General features: G+C 58.0%; 19 protein-coding genes. 14 read left to right on the top strand and 5 right to left on the bottom strand.

The window, feature by feature from the left end:
* The first annotated feature begins 100 nt into the window (after window positions 1–100).
* Together uraD and LEP6406_RS0209550 are read left to right on the top strand one after the other, a co-directional pair.
* Window positions 101–664, top strand: a complete 564-nt coding sequence (gene uraD / locus LEP6406_RS0209555) for a 2-oxo-4-hydroxy-4-carboxy-5-ureidoimidazoline decarboxylase (protein ID WP_225886476.1) — start codon at window positions 101–103, stop codon at window positions 662–664.
* A gap of 151 nt (window positions 665–815) precedes the next feature.
* Window positions 816–2,669 carry a PAS domain S-box protein gene (locus LEP6406_RS0209550; protein ID WP_008311532.1) on the top strand — a complete coding sequence of 618 codons (1,854 nt, stop codon included), beginning with the start codon at window positions 816–818 and terminating at the stop codon, window positions 2,667–2,669.
* Between the two features lie 15 nt (window positions 2,670–2,684).
* Here the strand turns inward: LEP6406_RS0209550 and LEP6406_RS0209545 are convergent, their stop codons facing one another.
* The gene (locus tag LEP6406_RS0209545) at window positions 2,685–3,374 is read right to left on the bottom strand and encodes a DUF4033 domain-containing protein (protein WP_008311533.1); all 690 of its coding nucleotides are present in this window, start codon (window positions 3,372–3,374) and stop codon (window positions 2,685–2,687) included.
* Between the two features lie 570 nt (window positions 3,375–3,944).
* On the bottom strand, window positions 3,945–4,775 hold the full coding sequence (locus LEP6406_RS0209535) for a photosystem II electron transport protein, Sll1252 family (RefSeq protein ID WP_008309818.1): 831 nt from the start codon (window positions 4,773–4,775) through the stop codon (window positions 3,945–3,947).
* 139 nt (window positions 4,776–4,914) lie between these two features.
* On the opposite strand from LEP6406_RS0209535, the gene psbQ reads away from it, so the two are divergent.
* From psbQ to LEP6406_RS0209515, 5 genes are all read left to right on the top strand, one after another.
* Window positions 4,915–5,373, top strand: coding sequence for a photosystem II protein PsbQ (gene psbQ / locus LEP6406_RS0209530; RefSeq protein WP_008309816.1), 459 nt, complete (start codon window positions 4,915–4,917; stop codon window positions 5,371–5,373).
* Entirely contained in the window at window positions 5,370–6,500 is a 1,131-nt protein-coding gene (locus LEP6406_RS0209525; protein ID WP_008309815.1) for an NAD(P)/FAD-dependent oxidoreductase, read from the top strand. The genes psbQ and LEP6406_RS0209525 overlap by 4 nt, the downstream gene beginning before the upstream one ends.
* Window positions 6,501–6,549: 49 nt before the next feature.
* A complete protein-coding gene (locus tag LEP6406_RS0209520) occupies window positions 6,550–6,765 on the top strand; it encodes a DUF4058 family protein (protein WP_008309813.1) in 216 nt (71 codons plus the stop codon).
* Window positions 6,761–6,853 carry a hypothetical protein gene (locus LEP6406_RS35600; RefSeq protein WP_155834804.1) on the top strand — a complete coding sequence of 31 codons (93 nt, stop codon included), beginning with the start codon at window positions 6,761–6,763 and terminating at the stop codon, window positions 6,851–6,853. Before LEP6406_RS0209520 ends, LEP6406_RS35600 begins: the two co-directional genes overlap by 5 nt.
* An 85-nt stretch (window positions 6,854–6,938) precedes the next feature.
* A complete protein-coding gene (locus LEP6406_RS0209515) occupies window positions 6,939–7,205 on the top strand; it encodes a ferredoxin-thioredoxin reductase variable chain (protein ID WP_315874572.1) in 267 nt (88 codons plus the stop codon).
* Window positions 7,206–7,849: 644 nt separating this feature from the next.
* Here the strand turns inward: LEP6406_RS0209515 and LEP6406_RS0209510 are convergent.
* Complete coding sequence (locus LEP6406_RS0209510) at window positions 7,850–8,566, bottom strand: response regulator transcription factor (RefSeq protein ID WP_008309809.1); 717 nt, start codon at window positions 8,564–8,566, stop codon at window positions 7,850–7,852.
* A 783-nt stretch (window positions 8,567–9,349) separates the two neighbouring features.
* Here LEP6406_RS0209510 and LEP6406_RS0209505 point away from each other — a divergent pair.
* Window positions 9,350–9,976 (top strand): CPP1-like family protein, encoded by a 627-nt coding sequence (locus LEP6406_RS0209505; RefSeq protein ID WP_008309807.1) that lies wholly within the window; start codon window positions 9,350–9,352, stop codon window positions 9,974–9,976.
* On the opposite strand, the gene LEP6406_RS0209500 is transcribed toward LEP6406_RS0209505, so the two are convergent.
* Together LEP6406_RS0209500 and LEP6406_RS0209495 are read right to left on the bottom strand one after the other, a co-directional pair.
* The gene (locus LEP6406_RS0209500) at window positions 9,973–10,683 is read right to left on the bottom strand and encodes an HAD family hydrolase (protein WP_008309805.1); all 711 of its coding nucleotides are present in this window, start codon (window positions 10,681–10,683) and stop codon (window positions 9,973–9,975) included. The genes LEP6406_RS0209505 and LEP6406_RS0209500 overlap by 4 nt on opposite strands.
* Window positions 10,684–10,854: 171 nt before the next feature.
* Window positions 10,855–11,994 carry a 4-hydroxyphenylpyruvate dioxygenase family protein gene (locus LEP6406_RS0209495; RefSeq protein WP_008309803.1) on the bottom strand — a complete coding sequence of 380 codons (1,140 nt, stop codon included), beginning with the start codon at window positions 11,992–11,994 and terminating at the stop codon, window positions 10,855–10,857.
* Between the two features lie 108 nt (window positions 11,995–12,102).
* Here LEP6406_RS0209495 and LEP6406_RS0209490 point away from each other — a divergent pair, with 108 nt between their 5' ends.
* The 6 genes from LEP6406_RS0209490 (at window position 12,103) to LEP6406_RS30160 (ending at window position 20,939) form a co-directional block, all read left to right on the top strand.
* Entirely contained in the window at window positions 12,103–13,383 is a 1,281-nt protein-coding gene (locus LEP6406_RS0209490) for a hypothetical protein (protein ID WP_008309801.1), read from the top strand.
* An 85-nt stretch (window positions 13,384–13,468) separates the two neighbouring features.
* Window positions 13,469–14,710, top strand: a complete 1,242-nt coding sequence (gene argJ / locus LEP6406_RS0209485; RefSeq protein WP_008309798.1) for a bifunctional ornithine acetyltransferase/N-acetylglutamate synthase — start codon at window positions 13,469–13,471, stop codon at window positions 14,708–14,710.
* 171 nt (window positions 14,711–14,881) lie between these two features.
* Window positions 14,882–15,973: an anthranilate phosphoribosyltransferase gene (trpD, locus tag LEP6406_RS0209480; protein WP_008309797.1), complete on the top strand. Its 1,092-nt coding sequence runs from the start codon at window positions 14,882–14,884 to the stop codon at window positions 15,971–15,973.
* 126 nt (window positions 15,974–16,099) lie between these two features.
* Window positions 16,100–20,227 carry a HEAT repeat domain-containing protein gene (locus LEP6406_RS0209475; RefSeq protein ID WP_071992219.1) on the top strand — a complete coding sequence of 1,376 codons (4,128 nt, stop codon included), beginning with the start codon at window positions 16,100–16,102 and terminating at the stop codon, window positions 20,225–20,227.
* A complete protein-coding gene (locus tag LEP6406_RS27315) occupies window positions 20,224–20,514 on the top strand; it encodes a UPF0175 family protein (protein ID WP_008313399.1) in 291 nt (96 codons plus the stop codon). Before LEP6406_RS0209475 ends, LEP6406_RS27315 begins: the two co-directional genes overlap by 4 nt.
* Entirely contained in the window at window positions 20,514–20,939 is a 426-nt protein-coding gene (locus LEP6406_RS30160; protein WP_155834666.1) for a hypothetical protein, read from the top strand. The genes LEP6406_RS27315 and LEP6406_RS30160 overlap by 1 nt, the downstream gene beginning before the upstream one ends.
* Window positions 20,940–20,949: the final 10 nt, after the last annotated feature.

Below are 20,949 nucleotides of genomic sequence, written 5' to 3'. Positions count from 1 at the left end.
TCGGTTGTCTACGGTCAGGCAAGATGCCTGCCCCACAAGAGTTGCACATTAAAAAGGATCCGGGTGCCTAAGGGGTTGGGATAGTTGCCAGATAGGGGGCTTGGAGTATGCACACGGGGTGGATGATGCGGTCATGATGGCCTATTCCCTAGAGCAGTTGAATCGGATGGAGCGGAGACCTTTTGTTGCCGCATTGGGAACAGTGTTTGAGGATACGCCAGAGGTGGCGGTGGCGGTCTGGCCCCAGCGGCCCTTTACTACGGTGGAGGCGCTGCACCAAGCCATGGTGGCGGTAGTACAGGGATGGAATCGCGATCGCCAATTGCTCCTGATCCGCGCCCATCCCGAGCTGGGCAGTCGTCAAGTCATGGCGGTGGACTCCGTTGCAGAGCAGACCAGTCGGGGGCTAACCCAGTTGTCCGCTGCCGACCAGGCCCGACTCCACAATCTAAATCGGGCCTATCGAGAGAAATTTGGCTTTCCCTTCATCATTGCGGTGAAATCCCACAGGTGGGATGGTCAGGGACCAGTCCAAGGGGGCCATTGCATCTTCACCGCCCTGGAAACCCGGTTACAGAATTCCCCGGAGACGGAATATCAGCGAGCCCTAACGGAAATTGCCGCGATCGCCCATTTCCGTCTCATAGATCGAATAGATACATAGCGACAGGCCATTGCCGATGAGCATAAAAGGAGCCCAGTAGTCAGGATGGCAAAGGGAGACAGGGGTATTGATAGGCCACCTGGGCGAAGTGTGCCAAAACTCCAGGATTAGAATAGGTCCACTTCTCTGTTCTACGCCAAGGTTTAGACCTGTGGGAAATCCGCTACGGCTGTCGCCCGATGTTTGGCAAGCCCGACTCTCTCGACGCATTGCCTTGTGGGTCTTTTTAAGCATTGTGGCCATCGAGGCCATCATTTTGGTGCCCTCAGTACTACGGCGGGAGCGAGAACTGCTGGGCTATCTCAAGGCACTGTCGGCAGCCCAAGCTACGGGATTGCTAGTGGAGGTGGAGCCCCACACCATTCCTCCAGAGGATTTACTCAGGCGGATGGAGATCATCCAGCAGGATCCGGTGATTTTGGGGGGTGCCCTCTATCGGCTGACGGGATCTGCTAACGGGCCGTCGGGGGCGGAATTGGTGGGAACCTTTGGGGAACCACCGGAATTGATGACCCCAGACATCGCAACTGGGCGCAGCGATCGCTACCATCGCCGCACCCAGCGCTATGATGCCCTGTGGGAAATGTCGCCCCTAGAGGGCGCATATCAGGTGGTAATTCGCCATGATGCCACCTGGGTAGGTCGCGAATTCTACGCCTTCATTGGCCGTATTGCTGGGTTAGTGGTGATTATTTCCCTTTTTGTGACGGGGGCGACGCTAGTGGTGCTAGAGCCTATGGTGATTGCTCCAGTCCTAGCCCTGCGCCGAGATCTGATGTTGGCGGGACGCACCATTCGCCAGAATCAGGATGCGCGATCGCTACTTTTTGAGTCTGTGCCTCAGCAGCAACGCTCCGATGAGCTGGGGGATGTGGCGATCGCCTTTGAAGAAATGGTAGACCAAGTGACGGCGGCGATCGAAGAGCGCGATCGCACTGAGCAAGCCCTGAGGGAAAGCGAAGCCCGCTTTCGGCTGCTGGTAGAGCAGGCCACCGACGCCCTGTTCGTCGTTGCCCCCGGCGGCAAGTTTGTGGATGTAAACCAACAGGCGTGCGAAACCCTCGGCTACACCCGAGAAGAACTGCTGACCCTCTCCGTCACCAATGTGCAGCAAGCTGTCTCCCCAGCGGACTTGGAGCAATTTTGGCAATTGGCCATTGGGCACCCGACCACCCGCGAGGGCATCCACGTCCGCAAAGATGGCAGCAGCTTTCCAGTAGAAGTTCGACTGGGGCGTATTGACATGCAGGGGCGACCCCTCCTGCTGGCTCTAGCGCGAGATATTACCGAACGCAAACAGGTAGAGCAGACCCAAGCTCGCCTTGCGGAAGTTGGGGAATTGGCCGCCATGATTGTCCATGAGGTGCGAAATCCCCTAACCACAGTGCTGATGGGGCTCAAATCCTGCCAGTCTTTGGATCTGCCCCCGCGATCGCACCGCCGCCTCACCTTTGCCCTAGAGGAATCGGAGCGTCTCCAGCGATTATTAAATGAGATTCTGCTTTATGCCCGTGAGTCCGTTTTAGAGTTAGAAACCCTCAACCTCACCCATCTCCTCGCAACCCTGACCCAAAATTTTGGCGAGCATCCCCTAGCAGCGGATCATCGGATCCAATGGCAGGGACTGACGAAACCCACTATGGTGCAGGGCGATCGTGACAAGCTTACCCAGGTCTTTATAAACCTCCTCAACAATGCCTGGGAAGCAGTACTCCAAGGGGAGTCCATTACCTGCACCGTGACGCCCTTATCGCCCCATCAGGTCCAGATTTGTATCCGTAACGGCGGCGACCCCATACCCCCAGAGATTTTGCCGAAGCTAACCCAGCCCTTCTTTACCACCAAGCCCACGGGCAATGGTCTCGGGCTAGCCATTACCCGCCGCATCGTGGAAGCCCATGGGGGAACGCTACACATCACCTCTTCAGCGGCTGAAGGCACACGGGTCACAGTGACACTACCCGCGATCTCGACTGGTGCTCCTGCCGATGGAGTTGATCAGTAGATTCTGGAGTACGGCCTAACGAACCCGAGGACAGACTGAGGCTTTGGGGGTGGCAAGATCACACTGCTGAGCCAAGCAGGGCTGGTGGTAAGCATCCTCCGTTTCCAACGGGGGTGGGGGCTGGCCGAAGACCATTTCGCAGCTAAAATCCTCGAAGTTAGGCGTCATGGTCAGGGGAATGCCAAATTCCTGGGTAAAAAAGTCTTGGGTCGGCAGCTTGCACATGTTAATGCACATGCCCACACAACGGCTCTGCTCTAGGTAACGACACCGTTCAATATGGACCCCGCTGCGCTGGGTTCGCTGGCTAGTCTGCCCCGGCACCTCCACCGCCGTCACCTCACAGGGACCAACCAGCCACTCAAACAGACGGGCGGCAAACCAAGCATTGAGTTCACACACCAGTCGAGTTGGGGAAAACACCGTGCGAATCAGCCATAGAACCGGGCTCGGCACCAGAGACTTCAATACGATTGCCACCAGAGCCTGCTGTTCCTGGGCATTACGTCCCTGCATGATTTTCTTGGACAAATCCACAAAGCCGTCGTAGCCCTGGAGGTTAGTGCTTTGGCCTAGGGCGCGGGACATCTTGCGACTAAAGAGCCAGATAAATACCCGGTCTACAAAACCGTCTTGGTAGACTGGGGCATCAGGCGCAGCGGGATTGGTTTCGAGGGAAGAAGATGCTGGTTTAGAAAGCCCCATAGTTCTGTGGTGCTCTGCAATTTCAGGAAATAGGCTATTCCTTCAGGGTAGTGGGAATGGGGGTGGATGGGGTGATGGGGGTGGGGGGGTATTGGGGTGATGGGGTGATGGGGTATTGGGGTATTGGGGTAAATCCTGTAGGGGCGGGTTTGGCTCGTGTCTACTGGGGAATCCCAAATGGGAGGCTCAAAACCCGCCCTACCCAGTGCCGGGTAATCCAGGATTGAGGTGACCCGTGATCGGGTGTGGAGGTAGGGGCGCGGTTTCCGCGCCCAATGCAGAATGTCACCGTAGGGGCGGGTTTGGCTCGGATGTACCGAGTAATTCAGGATGGGAGGCTCAAAACCCGCCCTGCTGTCGCCGGGTGACCCGGCTTGGGGAGTGGGGGAGCGCGGTAGGGGCGAGCGGTGCTCGCCCTGCCAGGGAGTGGGGGAGGAGGAGCGGGTTTAGCTCGGATCCTAGTGGGAAATTGCGAGATGATTGCTCACAACCCGCCCTATCCAGTGACATGTCCCCACTATTCGTCACGATGGCAGGAGAACGGGTAAATGAAACCCCTAATTCGCGGAGCTACAGGTATCGCGTGAGGTTGACTCGGTAGCGCTGCTTTTTCGTCACCACGACTTCGCCGATTTCCAGGCGACCCTTGCCGCGAATCGCCACCAGATCGCCGCTATGGAGGGTGTGGCTAGATTGGTCAATGGATTTCCAGTTCACCCGCACATCTCCGGCGCTGATCAGGTCCACCATTTTGCTGCGGGACATGCCAAATCCAGCAGAGGCCACCGCATCTAGGCGCAGGGAAGCTTCCACGGTGGTCAGTTCTTTTTTCTTGGGCTCCCGTACTCGCAGTTCCTGCCAATCAATGGGGCGGGTCTTGACGGGCACAGAACGGACCTGGGTCAGGCTCAGGGTCAAAAAGTCCACGAGTTCCGGCACCATAATGGCCTGGGCTCCCCGCTCCCCCAGCACAATGATGTCGCCTACCTTTTCCCGGACTAAACCTGTTCCCAGCAACGCCCCGAGAAAGTCGCGGTGGGTGGCGGTGTCGAAGAGAAAGTTGCCTGCAATGTCCACTAGGGTTAGGGGAATTTGGCTAGGGTCAAGGGGCAGTTCGGCACGGGCGATCGCGCCCCGTTGGCGCTCTGCCTGGGGATAGCCGCCACTGGCAATAAACTGCACCTCTGTCAGCCGCTGAAATAGGGACTGGGCCTCCACCAGTTCTGGCGGCGACAGGAAATCTGTCACGACTACTTCCCAGGTCCGAATGGCTTGGTCCGCCTGGTCTAGCAATCGGGTAAGGGCATCTTTATGGTCAACGGCTTTGAGAAGGTCAGCTTTGGGCAACATGCGATCGCAACAGGCAGGATAGGGATACAGACTGAATGGGTCATCTTCCATTGTGCCTTGTCCGCCGGTGGCCCTCGCCGCCTCGGGGGAGAACGGTAAAATACAACACGGCCTACCCTTTGGCCCCTGGCATCCCAAAACGCCGGTTAGGGTGTGTCAGTTAACATCCTGATTTAGGAGGATTAAAACAATGATCGTACGGTATCGGCCCATTTTGGGGCTGTTGCTGGCGGTGATCGCCACCGTATTGGTGAGCTGTGGTGGCCCCAGTGTCACCCAGGTTCCCACCTACACTCCCGACACGATTGCCCAAATTCAGAGTTTCAATGCCGGTGTGATCACCCTGCGCGATCGCTTCCCGGAACTAGAGGACTACATCCAGAACAAAGACTGGGTAAACATCCGCTCCTTTATCCATGGTCCGCTAGGAGAACTGCGAGCACGTCTGGGCCGGGTGACAGCGCGACTGCTGCCCCAGGATGCGTCCCAGGCCAAGACTCTAGCGGAGAGCCTCGCCGTCCATCTAGAACGCCTGGATGCGGCGGCGGCGGAATACAACCAAGTGGTAGCAGGCACCCAGTACCGCCTTGCCCTGGATGATTTCGATGCCTTCTTACAGCTCGTCCCGAGCCCGACTGGGGAGGCATGAGTCAACGGACGCGAATCATCGTCGTGGGCTGCGGTGTCGTTGGGGCCATGGTGGCTTACGAACTCAGCCGTTGCCCCGACCTGACGGTGACACTGATGGATGGCCAGCTTCCGGGCCATGGGGCCACGGGGGCTGCCCTCGGCATTTTGATGGGGGTCTGTAGCCAGAAGGTGAAGGGGCGTAACTGGCGGCTGCGGGAGGCTAGCCTACGCCGCTACCACACCCTGTTGCCGGAGTTGGCGGCCCTGGGGTTTTCCGTTCCCTATAATGCCCAGGGGATACTGAGTGTGTGTTTTGACCGGGCAGTGCTACCACGCTGGGAATCGCTCCAAGCTATCCGTGAGCTTCAGGGGTGGCCCTTAGAAATTTGGAAGCCGGAGCAGGTAGCTGCGGCCTGTCCCCATCTCGCCCCGGACCAGATAGCGGCGGGGATCTACTCCCCCTGCGATCGCCAGATTGCCCCCAAGGCCCTGACCCAAGCGTTAGTGCAGGCGGCGGCGGGCAACGGCGTCACCTGCCGATTCCAAGAAGCGGTAACGGGGTTTGAACTGGGATGGGACCAGAATTGCGATGACCAAAGGTCGCTCGGAGAGCGTTGTGTCCAGGCGGTCACGACACTGCGAGAGACCTATGCAGCGGATCGGGTGGTGCTGACGGCGGGGTTAGGCACTGGGGCGCTGACGGCGATGCTGGCTCAACCCCTTCCCTTGGGACCAGTTTTGGGGCAGGGAATGCGGGTGCGGGTCACCAGCCCCCTGGGCGACCCCCAGTTTCAGCCTGTGATTAATGGGGATGACGTGCATTTGGTGCCCCTGGGCGGCGGTGAGTACGGGGTGGCGGCGACGGTGGAGTTTCCCCCCGAGGAGGGGATGGCCCTAGAGCCAGACTCGGATCTGTTGCAAGCCCTATGGCAGAGGGCGATCGCCTATTGCCCCGCCTTGGCTCAGGCCGAAATTCTGGAAACCTGGCACGGCCTGCGCCCCCGGCCACAGGGTCGCGCCGCTCCGGTGATTGAGCCCTTAGCGGGGTTTACCAATGTCCTGCTGGCCACGGGGCATTACCGCAACGGGGTATTTTTGGCCCCCGCTACCGCCGCAATTGTCCGTGATTGGGTGAGGGGACAGTAGTTCCTAGCGCAGCCCCTAGAATTAAAGCAATACCGTGCTAGGTGGCACAATGGCTTCCCCTTTTCCGGGCATGAATCCCTATCTGGAACACCCCGATCGCTGGTCTACGGTGCACAATCGCCTGATCGTAGCCCTGGCCGATGTGCTCACGCCCCAATTGCTCCCCAAATACCAAGTTGACATCGAGAAACGGGTCTACGAGGTCATTGGCGTCAATTCGCTATTAGAAGGTACACGAGCACTCGGGCTACGACTACTTCATTGACTACCAGCAGGATCCGTTGCCGCCCCTCACGGATAGGGACTTGGCCTGGATTGATGCAACCCTAAAAGACCAAGGATTACGCCTCTAAAGGCTCTGCACAAACTATGCAAAGATGGTAAGGCTCTTCAGGAGACTGGGATCCCCAGGATTACCTGCAAGGATTCTTAACCATCTTGGCGGATCAAGCAAAGGTTAATTGGTTTATGAAAGTGGGCGATCGCGTTCGTATTAAGGAAACCGTTGTCTTTTATCACTATCCCCTCCATCGCAATGAACCCTTTGATGGCAAAGGGTTAGAGGGAACGGTGATTAAGGTGCTATCTGATTGGCAGGGCCGTCCCATCAGCCCCAACTTTCCCGTATTGGTTGAGTTTACGGTTGAAGGCGCGAAAAAGCCCTTTAAGGCCCACCTGCGGGCCGATGAGCTAGAAACCCTTTAGACCATCACTGGGCCACCACCAGAGATTGCCCCTACAGAGGGCGCGAGGCCCCGCGCCCCTACGGAATTAACCTCAATCCTGGATTTTTCGGCACTGGGTAGGGCGCGTTTTGGGCGATCATCTCGGGATTTCCCCATAGATCCGAGCTAAAACCGTCCCTACAGCCCTTACAATCTCTGTCAAACCCTGCATTGGGCGCGGAAACCGCGCCCCTACGGGATATTTAATTCAAAACCCAAAATTTCCCCTCCGGAGCAACAGACCCAACATTTGGGGTTGGGTAATGCATGGAAGAAACAGAGGGAAGCCTGTCATTCCGAGCGCAGGGAGGGATCCTGGTCTGGCTTTTAGGAAACTGGGCAGGGCGGGTTTTGAGCCTCCCATTTGGGATTTCCCAGTAGACACGAGCCAAACCCGCCCCTACGGGATTGATCGCCTCAACACCCCACCTTGCTGTCACGTCCTGCATTGGGCGCGGTTTCCGCGCCCCTACGGCACCATCTTGCATTGGGGGCGGCATCTCTGCGGTGCATTGCTTCGCGTGGGCGAAGCCACGCCTTAGCGTTATGCACCCTACGGGATCAATTCAAAACTCAAAATTCAAAACTCTCTGCCACCCCCCCCACTCCCCTAACGAAAGGGTTTCAAAGTGGGGCATCATCCATTGAAGCTTGGGGTGGCTCGAACTTATACCCTACCCCTCGCACCGTCTGAATCATGGCGGGTTGGGCAATATCCAGCTCAATTTTTTTGCGAATTTGACCGATGTGAACATCCACTACTCGCTGGTCACCCACGTATTCGTAGTCCCACACCTTTTGGATTAGCTCTGCTCGCCGCCAAACTCGACCTGGATGGCTGGCTAGGAAGTGCAGCAGATCGAACTCTAGGGCCGTTAAGGCAATCATTTCATTGTCGATGGCCACTTCACGACGCACAGGGTCGATGGCCAGCTTATTAAAGATGAGGCGTTGTTGTTCGGCCATGGTTACCGGGCGCTGGCGCTTGAGGATTGCGCCCACTCGCACCTCCAGCTCCCCCAAGCTAAAGGGCTTGGTCAGATAGTCGTCTGCCCCTTGGTTGAAGCCACGAATCTTGTCGGCCTCGTCACTGCGGCTGGTGAGTAACAACACAAAGACTCCCGTGCGGGCCTGGAGTTCTTGGCAAATGTCATACCCGTTAGCATCGGGCAGATTCACATCCAGAATCACCAGGTCTGGATTGAACTGGTCAAAGGCTGCCCGAGCACTCTTTCCGTCTTCGGCAGATTCCATCTCATAGTCTTGCTTAGAGAGAAACCGGTAGACCAGGTTCCGAATGGCAGGGTCATCATCAACAACAAGAATCTTGGCAGAAGCCATGGCTATGAACGCTTTACCGAAGGGACATCGATTGCTTCTTTGACAGCTTCAAAGGAAGGTACAGATATTTCCAAGGGGATGATCTCCTGGAGGTCGTCTCCAGCACTATTTTCCATAAAACGCTGAACCCATCCGCGCCATTATTATGAACGCCTAAACCACTATTCGCAGGCTATATGTAAATTTCCCGTAAAGTTGATGCCCCTGAACCTGAACATCCCCCTTTACAGGGGCTTATATTTGCAGGCTTTTAACAGGGTTCCCATGGATAGCCAAAAGTAACTGCTTAGACAACAACATTTCTGTATCAAAGGTTTAGCACAACCTCAGTATATTTAGGCAGGTATAGAGGCAAAATTAGCAAGACGGGACCGTTAGGGGCTGGAATGTCTGGATTCTAAAGGATTTACTCCGGGAATTTACGCTGGGGATACGTTGCGATCGCACCCGAAAGCCACCCGAAAGCTGCCCCAAAGTCACCCCAACGATAGTCCACCCTTAATGGCAGCCCTTTTCCCTAGTAGTAGCCCTCTTCCGGTTGGCCCATTCAGGTTCCAGAGAAGATGGAAAGAGTTGGGGCAGGTGGCTTCCGATCCCGGACTTAGCTGGTTAAACTAAAGGCTAGATCCATGCACCATTACCATAGCCATAGCCCGTTAGGTCAGTCCTGTGGTCTATCCCCATGTCCTAATGTCATGGGTCATTACCCTGTTCATGGCTGCCTAGGGCAGTCCTGTGGGTGATAGGCTTGACGGAATCGCCAGAGCTGACGGGGAAATACCGATGAGCGAGCAAAATTTCTACGACACATTAGGCTTAGATAAATCTTCCTCGTTTGACGACATTCAAGCGGCCCGCACTCGCCTTTTGGCGGAATGTTCCGGCGATCGCAAACAAATGGATGTCATTGAGGCAGCCTATGACGCCATTCTTATGGAGCGATTGCGTCTGCGGCAGGAGGGCAAAATCAAGGTACCTGACCGCATCCGATTCGCAGAAGAGCCCCCTGAGACCCCGGCCCCCAAGGTCCAGAGTCTAGGGCGAGAGCGCCCCGATTGGCTGGTGCAGGTGCTGGATACCCCCTCCCGCAATGATGTGCTCCTCTCCGGTGGTGTGTTTGCCACCCTCGCAATTATTGGCGCGATCGCAGCTCCCTCCCTGGCCCTCGCCGTTGGGGTCGGCTGCACCATTTATTTTCTCAACCGCAAAGAATATCGCTTCTGGCGGGCAATTCTCTGGACCATTGCCGGATTAGCAGTGGGTATGATCCTGGGCATTGCTATTGGTAACGGCATTGCTAGCCAAGGGATGATCCTCCCTGGCAGTAGCAACCCGGCTGAGACCGTTCAGATCTGGGCCGCCACCATTACCCTGTTTGTGTTTTGGGTTGTCAGCAGCTTTTTGCGCTAGAGCCCCCGTACCGACATCGCTGGGGCCTGCTGCACGATGGCATCCACCGCCTGGGGCAGGTTATCCACGATGGCATCTGGGCCGTAGGCTAGCAGTCGCTCCCGATTGCGAATCCCACTCAGCACCGCCACGATAGGAATACCGTGGGCGCGGGCAGCGGCAATGTCGGCCTCCGTATCCCCAATCATCCAGCTTTGGGGCTGGGGGGGCAGTTGGGCTAGGGCGCGGGCCATCAACCGGGGCTTTTCCACCACATCCTGATCCTTGAGATAATCATCGGCCAGACAGTAGCGTCTGTCGGTGGGGAAAAATCGACCGATTTGGGGCTGTTGCTCTAGAACTAAGTTCAGCGTGTGGGCACGCCGCATGGTCACAACGACGAGATCACAGCCTAAGCTTTGCAAGCGTTCCAGAGCCGTCGCCGCACCGGGGAGCACCCGATCATGGCGGAGATAGGGGAGGCTATGGACTGTTTCTCGCCGCAGTTGGGCAAAGCGGCGGGCTTGGTCGTCGTGTAGCCCTGACATTTGGCCGATGTGACGCTCGGGCACTTGGGCGCGTTTCATCTGCCAAAACTGCTCTTTGGGCAACACGGTCACGGTTTGATCCTGTTCTCGGGCCTGGGCTAGGCAAACTTGATACACCTGGTAATAGCGCTCGGACACGTCCATGATGGGGCCATCAAAGTCCGTAAAAATGCGCAGCATGGTGGGTGATCCCCTCGAAGTAGGGTGGATAGATGGGGGCAATAAACGGGGGTGCCGGACGGGGAGTGCCGGAAAATCAAACGGGGAAATTAAACTGACTGGGATAAAAAACGGAGGGCTTGGGGATGAAAATTTATTACAGACTACCCCATCCCTTCAGAGGAAAAATGGCTATAGACTGCCGCGCTGCTGCTGCTGGCGTTCGATGGCCTCAAACAACGCCTGAAAGTTCCCTTCCCCAAAGCCTCGGGCCTGCTGTTGGGTCTGACCCTCCCAGTGGATTTGGCGCTCAATCAACTCTAGGAAAAAGGTGGGCTGGTCAAACAGAGGATCGCTAAAGGTCTGGAGTAGCCGTGCTTTTGGGGCTTGGGGTACCCAGTCCACTAAAATTTGCTGTTCTGCGATCGCGCGCCAGTCCCCTGCCTCTGCCCAAAAATCAGCGCGATCGCGCAACCCCTCATGATAGGTGGCAGGTACAGGTAAAAAAGACAGTCCCCGCTGCCGGAGTGCCGCCACCGTTCGCACCAAATTCCGGGTCTTGAGGGCCGCATGTTGAATTCCTGGCCCCCCGTGGTGATCGAGAAATTCCTGAATTTGGGAATTGGCCGACGCGGGCTCGTTGATCGGCAGGGTGGCGGAGCCCTGGGGATGCCTCAGCACCAGACTCCGAAGACTTGATTGGGCCGTAGCAATGGCAAAACTCTGCTGGCGCTGGAAGCCAAAGCAATGCTCATACCAATCCGCCGTCGCCATCAGTTCCCCGTCCGGGACATTCAGCACCACATGGTCAATGGACTGCCAGGGGATTTTCCAGGTGCCGATCTCCGCCGCCAATGGCGTTAAGTCGGAGGGAAGCGGAGGGCCAGGGTCTTGCCTCCCGGTTTGTTCTATTACCGCAGTCCTGACTTCAGTCGGGGCGGGGGCTAGGGGCGGGGCGACATATTCCACCAGGGTATGGCGGAGGCTACCCCACCCCTGGACCTGGCAACGATAGCCCTGGGCAAACCTTTGTAGGGGGGCGGTCATCACCGCTCCCGCCTGGGTGGCAGTGGCCAAGGCCCGCTGCACATCCGGCACTCGAAAGGCCACATCCCCCACCCCACTGGAATAGTGCCGGAGGTAGGTAGCCACCTCCGGCTGGCGGGGGTTGGGTTCAGAGAGCAGAATACGAATTCCGGCTCCCTGAACCCCCAGGGTCGGAAGGACAATCCCCGGCCCCCTAGGCATAGGGACAAAGTCGAGGGTGTTGAGAAACCAGTCTCGCCACCGGCCTGCGTCCTCCACGTAGAGGTGCAGATGATCAATGTCCATAGGGTAAATTGCTCACGACTGCTCACGACAAGGGATACTGTAATCCTGAAAATGGGCGATCGCACCTCAGCCATCTAGGGGAAAAGAGGCCAAAATAGGGACAATGCTATGGCTACCCCTGCCATGTCTTTTTCTCAACAGCGTCAGCGGCGGATTGCCCTCTTGGTGATTGTGGCGGCGATTGCCACGATTTTGCTGGGCAACCAACCCCACCTGATTGGCCAGGGATGGCAATGGGTGGTGGGTTCTTCCAGCGCCACTCGGGCTGAAACCCTCGACCAGCCGACAGAATTTCTGGTTGTAGCGGGGGGAGGAGCCCCCAGCTACAACGAAATTGCCTTGGAAAAGAATGTGCTCTATTTCCAGCGCACCCTGGATTTCTTGGGGATTGATCTTGGTCGAGCCTCCGTGTTTTTTGCGAATGGCAATGATGGGCGGGCCACGGTGCGGTATTTGGATCCTGCGGGGCGGGAGCAATTCAAGGTACCGGAGATTCCTAACCTGCAAGGGGCGGCTACCCGGAGCAATACCCAGAGCTGGTTTCAGCGCTATCCCACTACCCCTGCTGGGAGCCGGGGTTGCCCCGCCTTTTTCTACTTCACGGGGCATGGTGAGCTGAATCAGGCCAACCTCAACAACAACGCCCTGATCCACTGGGGCGAGCAGCGTCTCTCGGTGCAGGAACTGGGGACGCTGTTGGATCAGTGGCCCCAGGAGATTCCCTTTGTGACCATGATGGCCCAGTGCTATGCGGGATCCTTTGCCAATCTAATCTATGAGGGCGGCGATCCCCGGCGATCGGTGGCCCTGCAAAGTCGGTGTGGCTTCTTTGCCACGGTGAAGGAACGCCCCTCTGTGGGTTGTACGCCCTTGGTGAACGAGGCCGATTACAAGGACTATAGTTCTAGTTTTTTTGCCGGACTCAGTGGCCGCGATCGCGTGGGCAATTCTGTTCCCTCGGCGGACTATGACCAGGATGGGAGTATTTCCTACGCTGAGGCCCACGCCTTCGCCAAGGTGGATGAGGAGACTCCCGACTGGCCGATCTCCACCGTTGAGGTTTGGCTCCAGGAGCGGGCCACCCGCAGTGACATCAGTACCCTATTGTCCACCCCCATCGCCACCTGGCAGGGGTTGGCTCGTCCTGAGCAGCGCTACGTCATTACGGCCCTAGCCGCTAAGCTGGGGCGTCCCCTCTCCCAGCCCTTGGGGGAGCGGTTGCCTCGCTCTGGCCATGGCGGCGGCAACGAGGTGCGGCAGGCATACCACATGCGGCTGCGGATGGAGCTGATCAATGTGGCTATGGAGCAGGCGGTGCGGGCCAGTGGGGATACAACCGCGATCGCAACGTTGGACAAGCTCCTAGCCTGCGAAGCCAGGACCTGGTGACGGGAACGGGCCAGAATTCCCTGGAGAGAATTTTGGCGAAACCCCGAGACGTATAATCGGGTTTCGGTGTGCAGGGAGACAGGCCATGGCGGACTGGCGGGTGATTGAAGGGGGCGTTACCGCACCCAAGGGATTTCGGGCAGCGGGCATCGCAGCGGGGCTCAAACCTTCTGGTGCTCCTGATTTAGCACTAATTGTGTCGGACACAGCGGCGATCGCCGCTGGCGTCTTCACCACCAGCCAAGTTCGCGCTGCCTGCGTGGACTACTGCCAGCAGCATCTAGAAGCTAGGGCAGCGGCCCAGGCGATCTTGGTCAATGCAGGACAGGCCAACGCCTGCACCGGACCCCAGGGCTGGCAGGATGCGGTCACCAGTGCGGAAACCCTAGCCCAGACCCTAGGTATTGCTGTGGAATCGGTGCTGGTGGCCTCCACCGGAGTCATCGGCCAGCCCCTTAACATGGCGGCACTGACGGCGGGTATTCCCCCTTTGGTGGCAGCCCTGAGTGGGACGGGCTCCGATGCCGCCGCCCAAGCCATTGTCACCACGGACCTGGTGCCTAAATCCATCGCCCTGGAACTGGAGATGGACGATCGCCCGGTGCGGGTGGGGGGCATCGCTAAGGGTTCCGGCATGATTCACCCCAATATGGCCACCCTGCTAGCCTTCGTCACCTGTGACGCCACCGTGTCGCCGCCCCTATGGCAGGCGATGCTGCGGCGGGCGGCGGATCGCAGCTTTAACCAAATCACGGTGGATGGGGATACCAGCACCAATGACAGCCTGCTGGCCCTCGCCAATGGCCAGTCGCGGGCGGTAGCGATTACGGAGCCGGGGCCAGCGGCGGATCGCCTAGAGGCAATGCTGACGGCGGTCTGTGCCCACTTGGCTAAGGCGATCGCACGGGATGGCGAAGGGGCCACCTGCCTGCTAGAGGTGACGGCCACCGGAGCCCCGGATGATGCCGCTGCTCGTCTCGTTGCCCGCACCATTGCCGGGTCTGCCCTGACCAAAGCCGCCATTTTTGGCCGTGATCCCAACTGGGGTCGCATCGCCGCTGCTGCGGGTCGAGCCGGGGTGCCCTTTGAGCTGAAAAATCTGCGGGTGCAACTGGGGAATTTTGTACTGATGGAACAGGGGCAACCTCTGCCCTTTGATCGCGCTGCCGCCAGCGCCTACCTGAAGCAGGCCAGTGCTGGGGAATACCTGAAGACTGACACCGTCACCATCCACGTTGCCATTGGCTCTGGCCCCGGCCAGGGCACGGCCTGGGGCTGTGACCTCAGCTACGATTACGTCCGCATCAATGCTGAATACACCACTTAGTACTGTGCAGCGTAAATACTCTGACCGTTCTATCGTGGTACACATTGGCCCCTCACCCTAGCCCTCTCCCCCTGGGAGAGGGGACTAGAAAATGTTGGGCTGATGCGGCAGAATCGTAAGCCTATTTCCGCCAAGCATTACTAGCGATATACTCCCCTTGCAAACCTTACTGTGTTACCCCTAAGTGCCGTGACAACCGCGATCGCAGATACCGCCCCCGATTGGTCCGCTCTGCTCCAGCAGATCATCGACAAAGCCTCCCTCACTACCGATCAGGCTGAAACCCTCATGCGGGGCTGGCTGACGGAATCCATTGATCCCATTCTGTCGGGGGGGATTCTGGCGGCGATCCAGGCCAAGGGCGTGTCAGCGGATGAACTGGCGGGGATGGCGCGAGTGCTCCAGGCCCAATCCCTCGGCGGTCCCGAGGGAGACGCCACCTTACCGACGCCCCTGATCGACACCTGTGGCACCGGGGGAGACGGTTCCCACACCTTTAATATCTCCACCGCTGTGGCCTTTGTGGCGGCGGCAGCCGGGGTGGCGGTGGCTAAGCACGGCAACCGCTCTGCCTCCAGCAAGGTGGGCTCTGCGGATGTCTTGGAAGCCCTGGGGGTGAACCTCAGTGCTGATCCCGAGCAGGTTCGGGCCGCTGTCAAGGAAGTGGGGATCACCTTTCTCTTTGCCCGTGGCTGGCACCCGGCCATGAAGGCCGTCGCCCCCCTACGCGGTACCCTGAAGGTCCGCACCGTGTTCAATCTCCTCGGTCCCCTGGTGAATCCCCTCCGGCCCACGGGCCAGGTGATTGGCGTCTTTGACCCCGCTGTCATTGCGCCCATGGCTGGAGCCCTTCAGCAATTGGGCCTGCCCCAGGCTATTGTCCTCCATGGTCGGGAGCGCCTGGATGAGGCTGGACTGGGAGCCCCCACGGACCTGGCGGTGCTGGCCCAGGGCCAAGTGCAAACCGCCGTCCTCGATCCCCACACCTTTGGCCTGACCCCGGCGGATAAGGCGGCGCTCCAGGGGGGAGAGGTGGAGGACAATGCCACGATCCTGCGTCAAGTACTCCAAGGCCACGGCACCCCTGCCCAGCGGGATGTCGTGGCCCTCAACACCGCCCTCGCTCTGAAGGTGGCGGGGCTCGCCCAGGGGGACACGCTGGAAACTGCGATCGCAGACGGCATCACCCAAGCCCAAACGATTCTCGCCAGTGGAGCCGCCTGGGAGAAGTTGGAGGCGTTGGTCGCCTTTTTGGGAAAGTAGATTGGGAAAGTGATTATTGAGACAAGGCAGTTGGGAGAGATATAACTGAAGGGTAGCTTCGGTGCAAGCTGGATTGGTCTAGTGAAAAGCTGCCGGACAATGCCCTTGAAAGCTTAGAACGCTGATATGTCCCAGCGGCTTGATCAACTGCTGCAAGATTGTACGGTCAAGATTACGGTTCCTGGTGGCTGGGGGACGGGGTTCTTTGTTGCGCCGGGATTGATTTTGACCTGTGACCATGTGGTCCAGGTGCTTCAGGGTGACGCTAGGGCTCAGATTGATGGGCAGCAGAGGCGTTTGGCTGAAGCTGAGGTGGTGGAGCGGCGGCCTGAGGTTGATTTGGCGTTGTTGCGATGCTCGCCACTGCCCTATGGGGAGATGCCCTGTGGGTATTTGGGGGAGGCGTTTCAGCCCCAGGATGACCTGTACACCTATGGCTATCCCGATAGGTTTCCTGAGGGAACGTCGGTGACGGGGGTCTGTGAGGGCTCGGCGACGGAGAATGGCTCGGAATTGCTGGTGTTTAAGCTGGCCCAGGTGCGTCCGGGGTTGAGTGGTGCGCCACTGCTGAATTTGAGGACGGGCCGGGTCTGTGGCCTGGTCAGTTTTACCCGCGATCGCGCTTCCGATCTCGGTGGTGGTGCCATCCCCACCCGCGTGATTCTGGAGCAGTTCCCTGAGTTACAGCAGCTTCAGCAGCAGGCTCACCAGCAGGATTCACGCTGGGCGCAACTTTTGCCAGAGATAACTGCTGAAGCGAGTCAGACAGTCCACGGTGATGTGGTCGCTGGCGACAAGGTTGGCAGAGACAAGATTGGGACGCAGATCAATTTCTATGAATCGGGAACTTCAACTGCCGACCAGCCTTCCAGTCTCGCTGACATCGACTTTGAGCCCTATTTGCAGACCCTCACCACAACTTACGAGAAATGGTGGACGCACTACACGCTGACGGATGCCACGGGCAAAGTTGAGCAACCTGCGCCAGAGCAACCCGCACCAGAGCCGCCGCCGATTTTTGACTTTGGCCTGATGGTGCAGACCGTTGAGAAAGAAACCCCTGAGGAGAAAGACCCCGCCCAGGAGAAGCGCGAGAAAACTGAGCGGTTGCCGGTGCTAGAGGGTATTCGCAAGTATGCAGATGACCATGTGCTGCTGGTGGGGCGGCCTGGATCGGGCAAATCTACAGCGTTGATTCGTCTGCTGTTGGAGGAGGCGAATTCGTTTATAGTCAAGTCCCCGGAGGCCCTCACCCCCAGCCCCTCTCCCAAACCTGGGAGAGGGGGGCCAGAGAAGATACCGGTATTGGTGGAGTTGCGCTATTGGCAAGATTCCCTTGAGGGGCTGATGCGGGGGTTTCTGAAGCGCCATGGGGTGAGGCTGGATGACGCTACCCTGGCGACGTTGCTAGACCAAAACCGCTTTTTGCTGCTGATTGATGGGCTGAATGAGTTGCCTTCGGAGGAGGCCAGAACCCAACTGACAGCCTTTCGGCGCAATCACCCCCAAGTACCGATGATCTTCACCACGCGGGATCTGGGGCTGGGGGGCGACCTGGGAATTGAGAAAAAGCTGGAAATGCAGCCCCTGACCGAGCCGCAGATGCAGGCGTTCATTCGCGCCTATGTGCCCGACCAGGGGGAGGCGATGTTGCGGCAGTTGAATGACCGTCTGCGGGAGTTTGGTCAAACGCCGCTGCTGTTGTGGATGCTGTGTGAGGTGTTTCAGCAGTTGCCCAATCGGCAAATACCCACCAACCTGGCTGAGGTGTTTCGGGCGTTTACGACGATGTATGAGGACAGCAGTGTGCGCAAGCATGAGGTGGCGCTGTTGAAGGGGGATGTGCGGGCGCTGAGCGATCGCCGTCTGTGGAAAAAAGCGTTGATGGCTCTAGCAGCCCGGATGATGCAGGGCGAAACCCCGGTGGATTTTCGCGTGGCGATTCACCGCACCGAAGCCGAACGGGAACTCAGCCAACTCTTTGCTCAGGAGAAATTCCCCGTCCGCGACATCTTAGACGATCTGCTCAAATACCACCTACTGCAAAACCGCACCACCGACCAAATCGAGTTTCGCCACCAACTGATTCAGGAATACTACGCCGCCGAACAGTTGCTGCAACGCCTTCCCGAGCTAAGCGATGAGCAACTCAGGCGCGACTACCTCAACCTGCTGAAGTGGACAGAGCCTATTGCCCTATTGCTGGCCCTGGTCAATGAATCAGCCCAGGCTTTGCGAGTGGTGAAGCTGGCGATGGACGACGTGGACTTGATGCTAGGGGCCAGACTGGCAGGGGAGGTCAAGGCATCTTTCCAACCTAAAACCGTTGGCTGGATTGATGCCCGAGCCATCCCCAAAAGGTTGAAAGTGAACTGTTGGGCCACCAGCCACAGCGAGGCGGCGATTCCGGGCTTACTCCAGGCTCTCCAACACCAGAACTGGTCTGTCCGTAGTAGCGCGGCTGAAGCTTTAGGAAATTTGGGGAGTGAGGCGGCGATTCCGGGCTTACTCCAGGCCCTCCAACACCAGGACTCGTATGTCTGTAGTAGCGCGGCTGAAGCTTTAGGGAATTTGGGGAGTGAGGCGGCGATTCCGGCCTTACTCCAGGCGCTCCAGCACCAGGACTGGCGTGTCTGTAGGAGCGCGGCTGAAGCTTTAGGGAATTTGGGGAGTGAGGCGGCGATTCCGGGCTTACTCCAGGCGCTCCAGCACCAGGACTCGTATGTCTGTAGTAGCGCGGCTGAAGCTTTAGGGAATTTGGGGAGTGAGGCGGCGATTCCGGCCTTACTCCAGGCGCTCCAGCACCAGGACTCGGATGTCCGTTGGAGCGCGGCTGAGGGTTTAGGGAATTTGGGGAGTGAGGCGGCGATTCTGGGCTTACTCCAGGCCCTCCAACACCAGGACTCGGATGTCCGTAGGAGCGCGGCTAACGCTTTAGGGGAGGTGAGGAGTGAGGCGGCGATTCCGGCCTTACGCCAGGCCCTCCAACACCAGGACTCGCATGTCCGTAGGAGCGCGGCTGAGGGTTTAGGGGAGGTGAGGAGTGAGGCGGCGATTCCGGCCTTACGCCAGGCCCTCCAACACCAGGACTCGCATGTCCGTAGGAGCGCGGCTGAGGGTTTAGGGAACGTGGGGAGTGAGGCGGCGATTCCGGCCTTACTCCAGGCCCTCCAACACCAGGACTCGCATGTCCGTAGTAGCGCGGCTGAAGCTTTAGGGAATTTGGGGAGTGAGGCGGCGATTCCGGACTTACTCCAGGCGATCCAAGACCAGGACTGGCGTGTCCGTTGGAGAGCGGCTGAGGGTTTAGGGAAGGTGGGGAGTGAGGCGGCGATTCCGGCCTTACTCCAGGCGCTCCAAGACCAGGACCGGAATGTCCGTAGTAGCGCGGCTGAAGCTTTAGGGAATTTGGGGAGTGAGGCGGCGATTCCGGCCTTACTCCAGGCGCTCCAAGACCAGGACCGGAATGTCCGTAGTAGCGCGGCTGAAGCTTTAGGGAATTTGGGGAGTGAGGCGGCGATTCCGAGTTTACTCCAGGCCCTCCAAGACCAGGACTCGTATGTCTGTAGTAGCGCGGCTGACGCTTTAGGGAATTTGGGGAGTGAGGCGGCGATTCCGGCCTTACTCCAGGCGCTCCAAGACCAGGACCGGAATGTCCGTAGTAGCGCGGCTGAAGCTTTAGGGAATTTGGGGAGTGAGGCGGCGATTCCGGCCTTACTCCAGGCCCTCCAACACCAGGACCGGCATGTCCGTTGGATCGCGGCTGAGGGTTTAGGGAATTTGGGGAGTGAGGCGGCGATTCCGGCCTTACTCCAGGCGATCCAACACCAGGACTCGGATGTCCGTAGGAGCGCGGCGGCGGCTTTAGAGAAGGTGGGGAGTGAGGCGGCGATTCCGGGCTTACTCCAGGATCTCCAACACCAGAACTCGGATGTCCGTAGGGACGCGGCTGTCGCTTTAGGGAAGGTGGGGAGTGCTGCCACCATAACCGATTTGTGGCAGTTACATTTGCGACAACCTGAGAACTACCTAGAGAATGCGATTGCCGCGATCCAAGACCGCTGCCAATTCTACAACTACGAGATTTGGCAAGCCTGTTTAGCCGCGCAGGAGGGCGATCGGCAAAACAGCCAGAACACCGATCTTACCCCCGCAACAAACCCAGTTACCTATGATCTAAGAGGAGCCACGATTGCCAATCTTGCCCATGAAGTCCACGGCAACCAAATCACACAAACGGAGGAACTCCCATGAAGATCCCCATTCCTGAAGACCTAGAACGCCGCCTTCAGTCCCATCTCCCCCAACTCTGCCAACGTGCCCTCGAAGCGTTGGCGCAGCCTGTCTTGGAGACAATCGCGATCGAAGCCTACACAAGTCACCTCATGAGTGCTGCCGAAGTCCAAACTCTGCTGAACCTTCCCTCCCATCTCGCCACCGATGCCTTTCTCAAACAGCACGGTGCTATTCGCTCCCTTACCCTAGAAGACATTCAGCAAGACATCCAAACCCTCGATCTCGTTCTCCATGATCATTCTTAGTGACACGTCTCCAATTCTTCAAGACTATTACCGCCATGTCCAACGCCCCTAAATTTGATCTTCGTGGTGCCAACATTGGCAATCTTGCCGAAACCGTTCAAGGCGACCAGATTGCTCATATTCAAACTGCGTCTGAGCAAAATATTGAAATTTTGTTGACAGACTACCAGCAATTTATTAAGCAACTTCAGCAGAAATACCCCACCTTGTCAGACCCAAGCACCGTGCCACAAATCATTGAAGTCGAGGCAAAACTCATCAAAGCCCAAGATCAGCAGCGGTGGCAAAACTTCCTTAACCTCAAACGACTTTGGAATGGTGGCAAGAAAGCAAGTATCAAAGTTGGCGAACACTTTGCCGAAAACAATGTCTGGGCAAAAGGCGCGATCGCCTTTCTCGAAGGCGTGAGCGAAGATGGGCAATAACAATCATTGA

The organism is Leptolyngbya sp. PCC 6406, from assembly GCF_000332095.2.
Lineage (GTDB): Bacteria > Cyanobacteriota > Cyanobacteriia > Phormidesmidales > Phormidesmidaceae > PCC-6406.
The sequence above is the reverse complement of the archived record's forward strand: the minus strand, read 5'-3'. Positions and strand labels throughout refer to the sequence as shown.

Excerpts from the sequence above, each read along its gene's own strand:
- LEP6406_RS0209545 (WP_008311533.1), bottom strand. The coding sequence starts at position 3,374 with ATGGGGCTTTCTAAACCAGCATCTTCTTCCCTCGAAACCAATCCCGCT.
- LEP6406_RS0209535 (WP_008309818.1), bottom strand. The coding sequence starts at position 4,775 with ATGGAAGATGACCCATTCAGTCTGTATCCCTATCCTGCCTGTTGCGAT.
- psbQ (WP_008309816.1), top strand. The coding sequence starts at position 4,915 with ATGATCGTACGGTATCGGCCCATTTTGGGGCTGTTGCTGGCGGTGATC.
- LEP6406_RS0209525 (WP_008309815.1), top strand. The coding sequence starts at position 5,370 with ATGAGTCAACGGACGCGAATCATCGTCGTGGGCTGCGGTGTCGTTGGG.
- LEP6406_RS0209520 (WP_008309813.1), top strand. The coding sequence starts at position 6,550 with ATGGCTTCCCCTTTTCCGGGCATGAATCCCTATCTGGAACACCCCGAT.
- LEP6406_RS0209510 (WP_008309809.1), bottom strand. The coding sequence starts at position 8,566 with ATGGCTTCTGCCAAGATTCTTGTTGTTGATGATGACCCTGCCATTCGG.
- LEP6406_RS0209505 (WP_008309807.1), top strand. The coding sequence starts at position 9,350 with ATGAGCGAGCAAAATTTCTACGACACATTAGGCTTAGATAAATCTTCC.
- LEP6406_RS0209500 (WP_008309805.1), bottom strand. The coding sequence starts at position 10,683 with ATGCTGCGCATTTTTACGGACTTTGATGGCCCCATCATGGACGTGTCC.
- LEP6406_RS0209495 (WP_008309803.1), bottom strand. The coding sequence starts at position 11,994 with ATGGACATTGATCATCTGCACCTCTACGTGGAGGACGCAGGCCGGTGG.
- LEP6406_RS0209490 (WP_008309801.1), top strand. The coding sequence starts at position 12,103 with ATGGCTACCCCTGCCATGTCTTTTTCTCAACAGCGTCAGCGGCGGATT.
- argJ (WP_008309798.1), top strand. The coding sequence starts at position 13,469 with ATGGCGGACTGGCGGGTGATTGAAGGGGGCGTTACCGCACCCAAGGGA.
- LEP6406_RS0209475 (WP_071992219.1), top strand. The coding sequence starts at position 16,100 with ATGTCCCAGCGGCTTGATCAACTGCTGCAAGATTGTACGGTCAAGATT.
- LEP6406_RS27315 (WP_008313399.1), top strand. The coding sequence starts at position 20,224 with ATGAAGATCCCCATTCCTGAAGACCTAGAACGCCGCCTTCAGTCCCAT.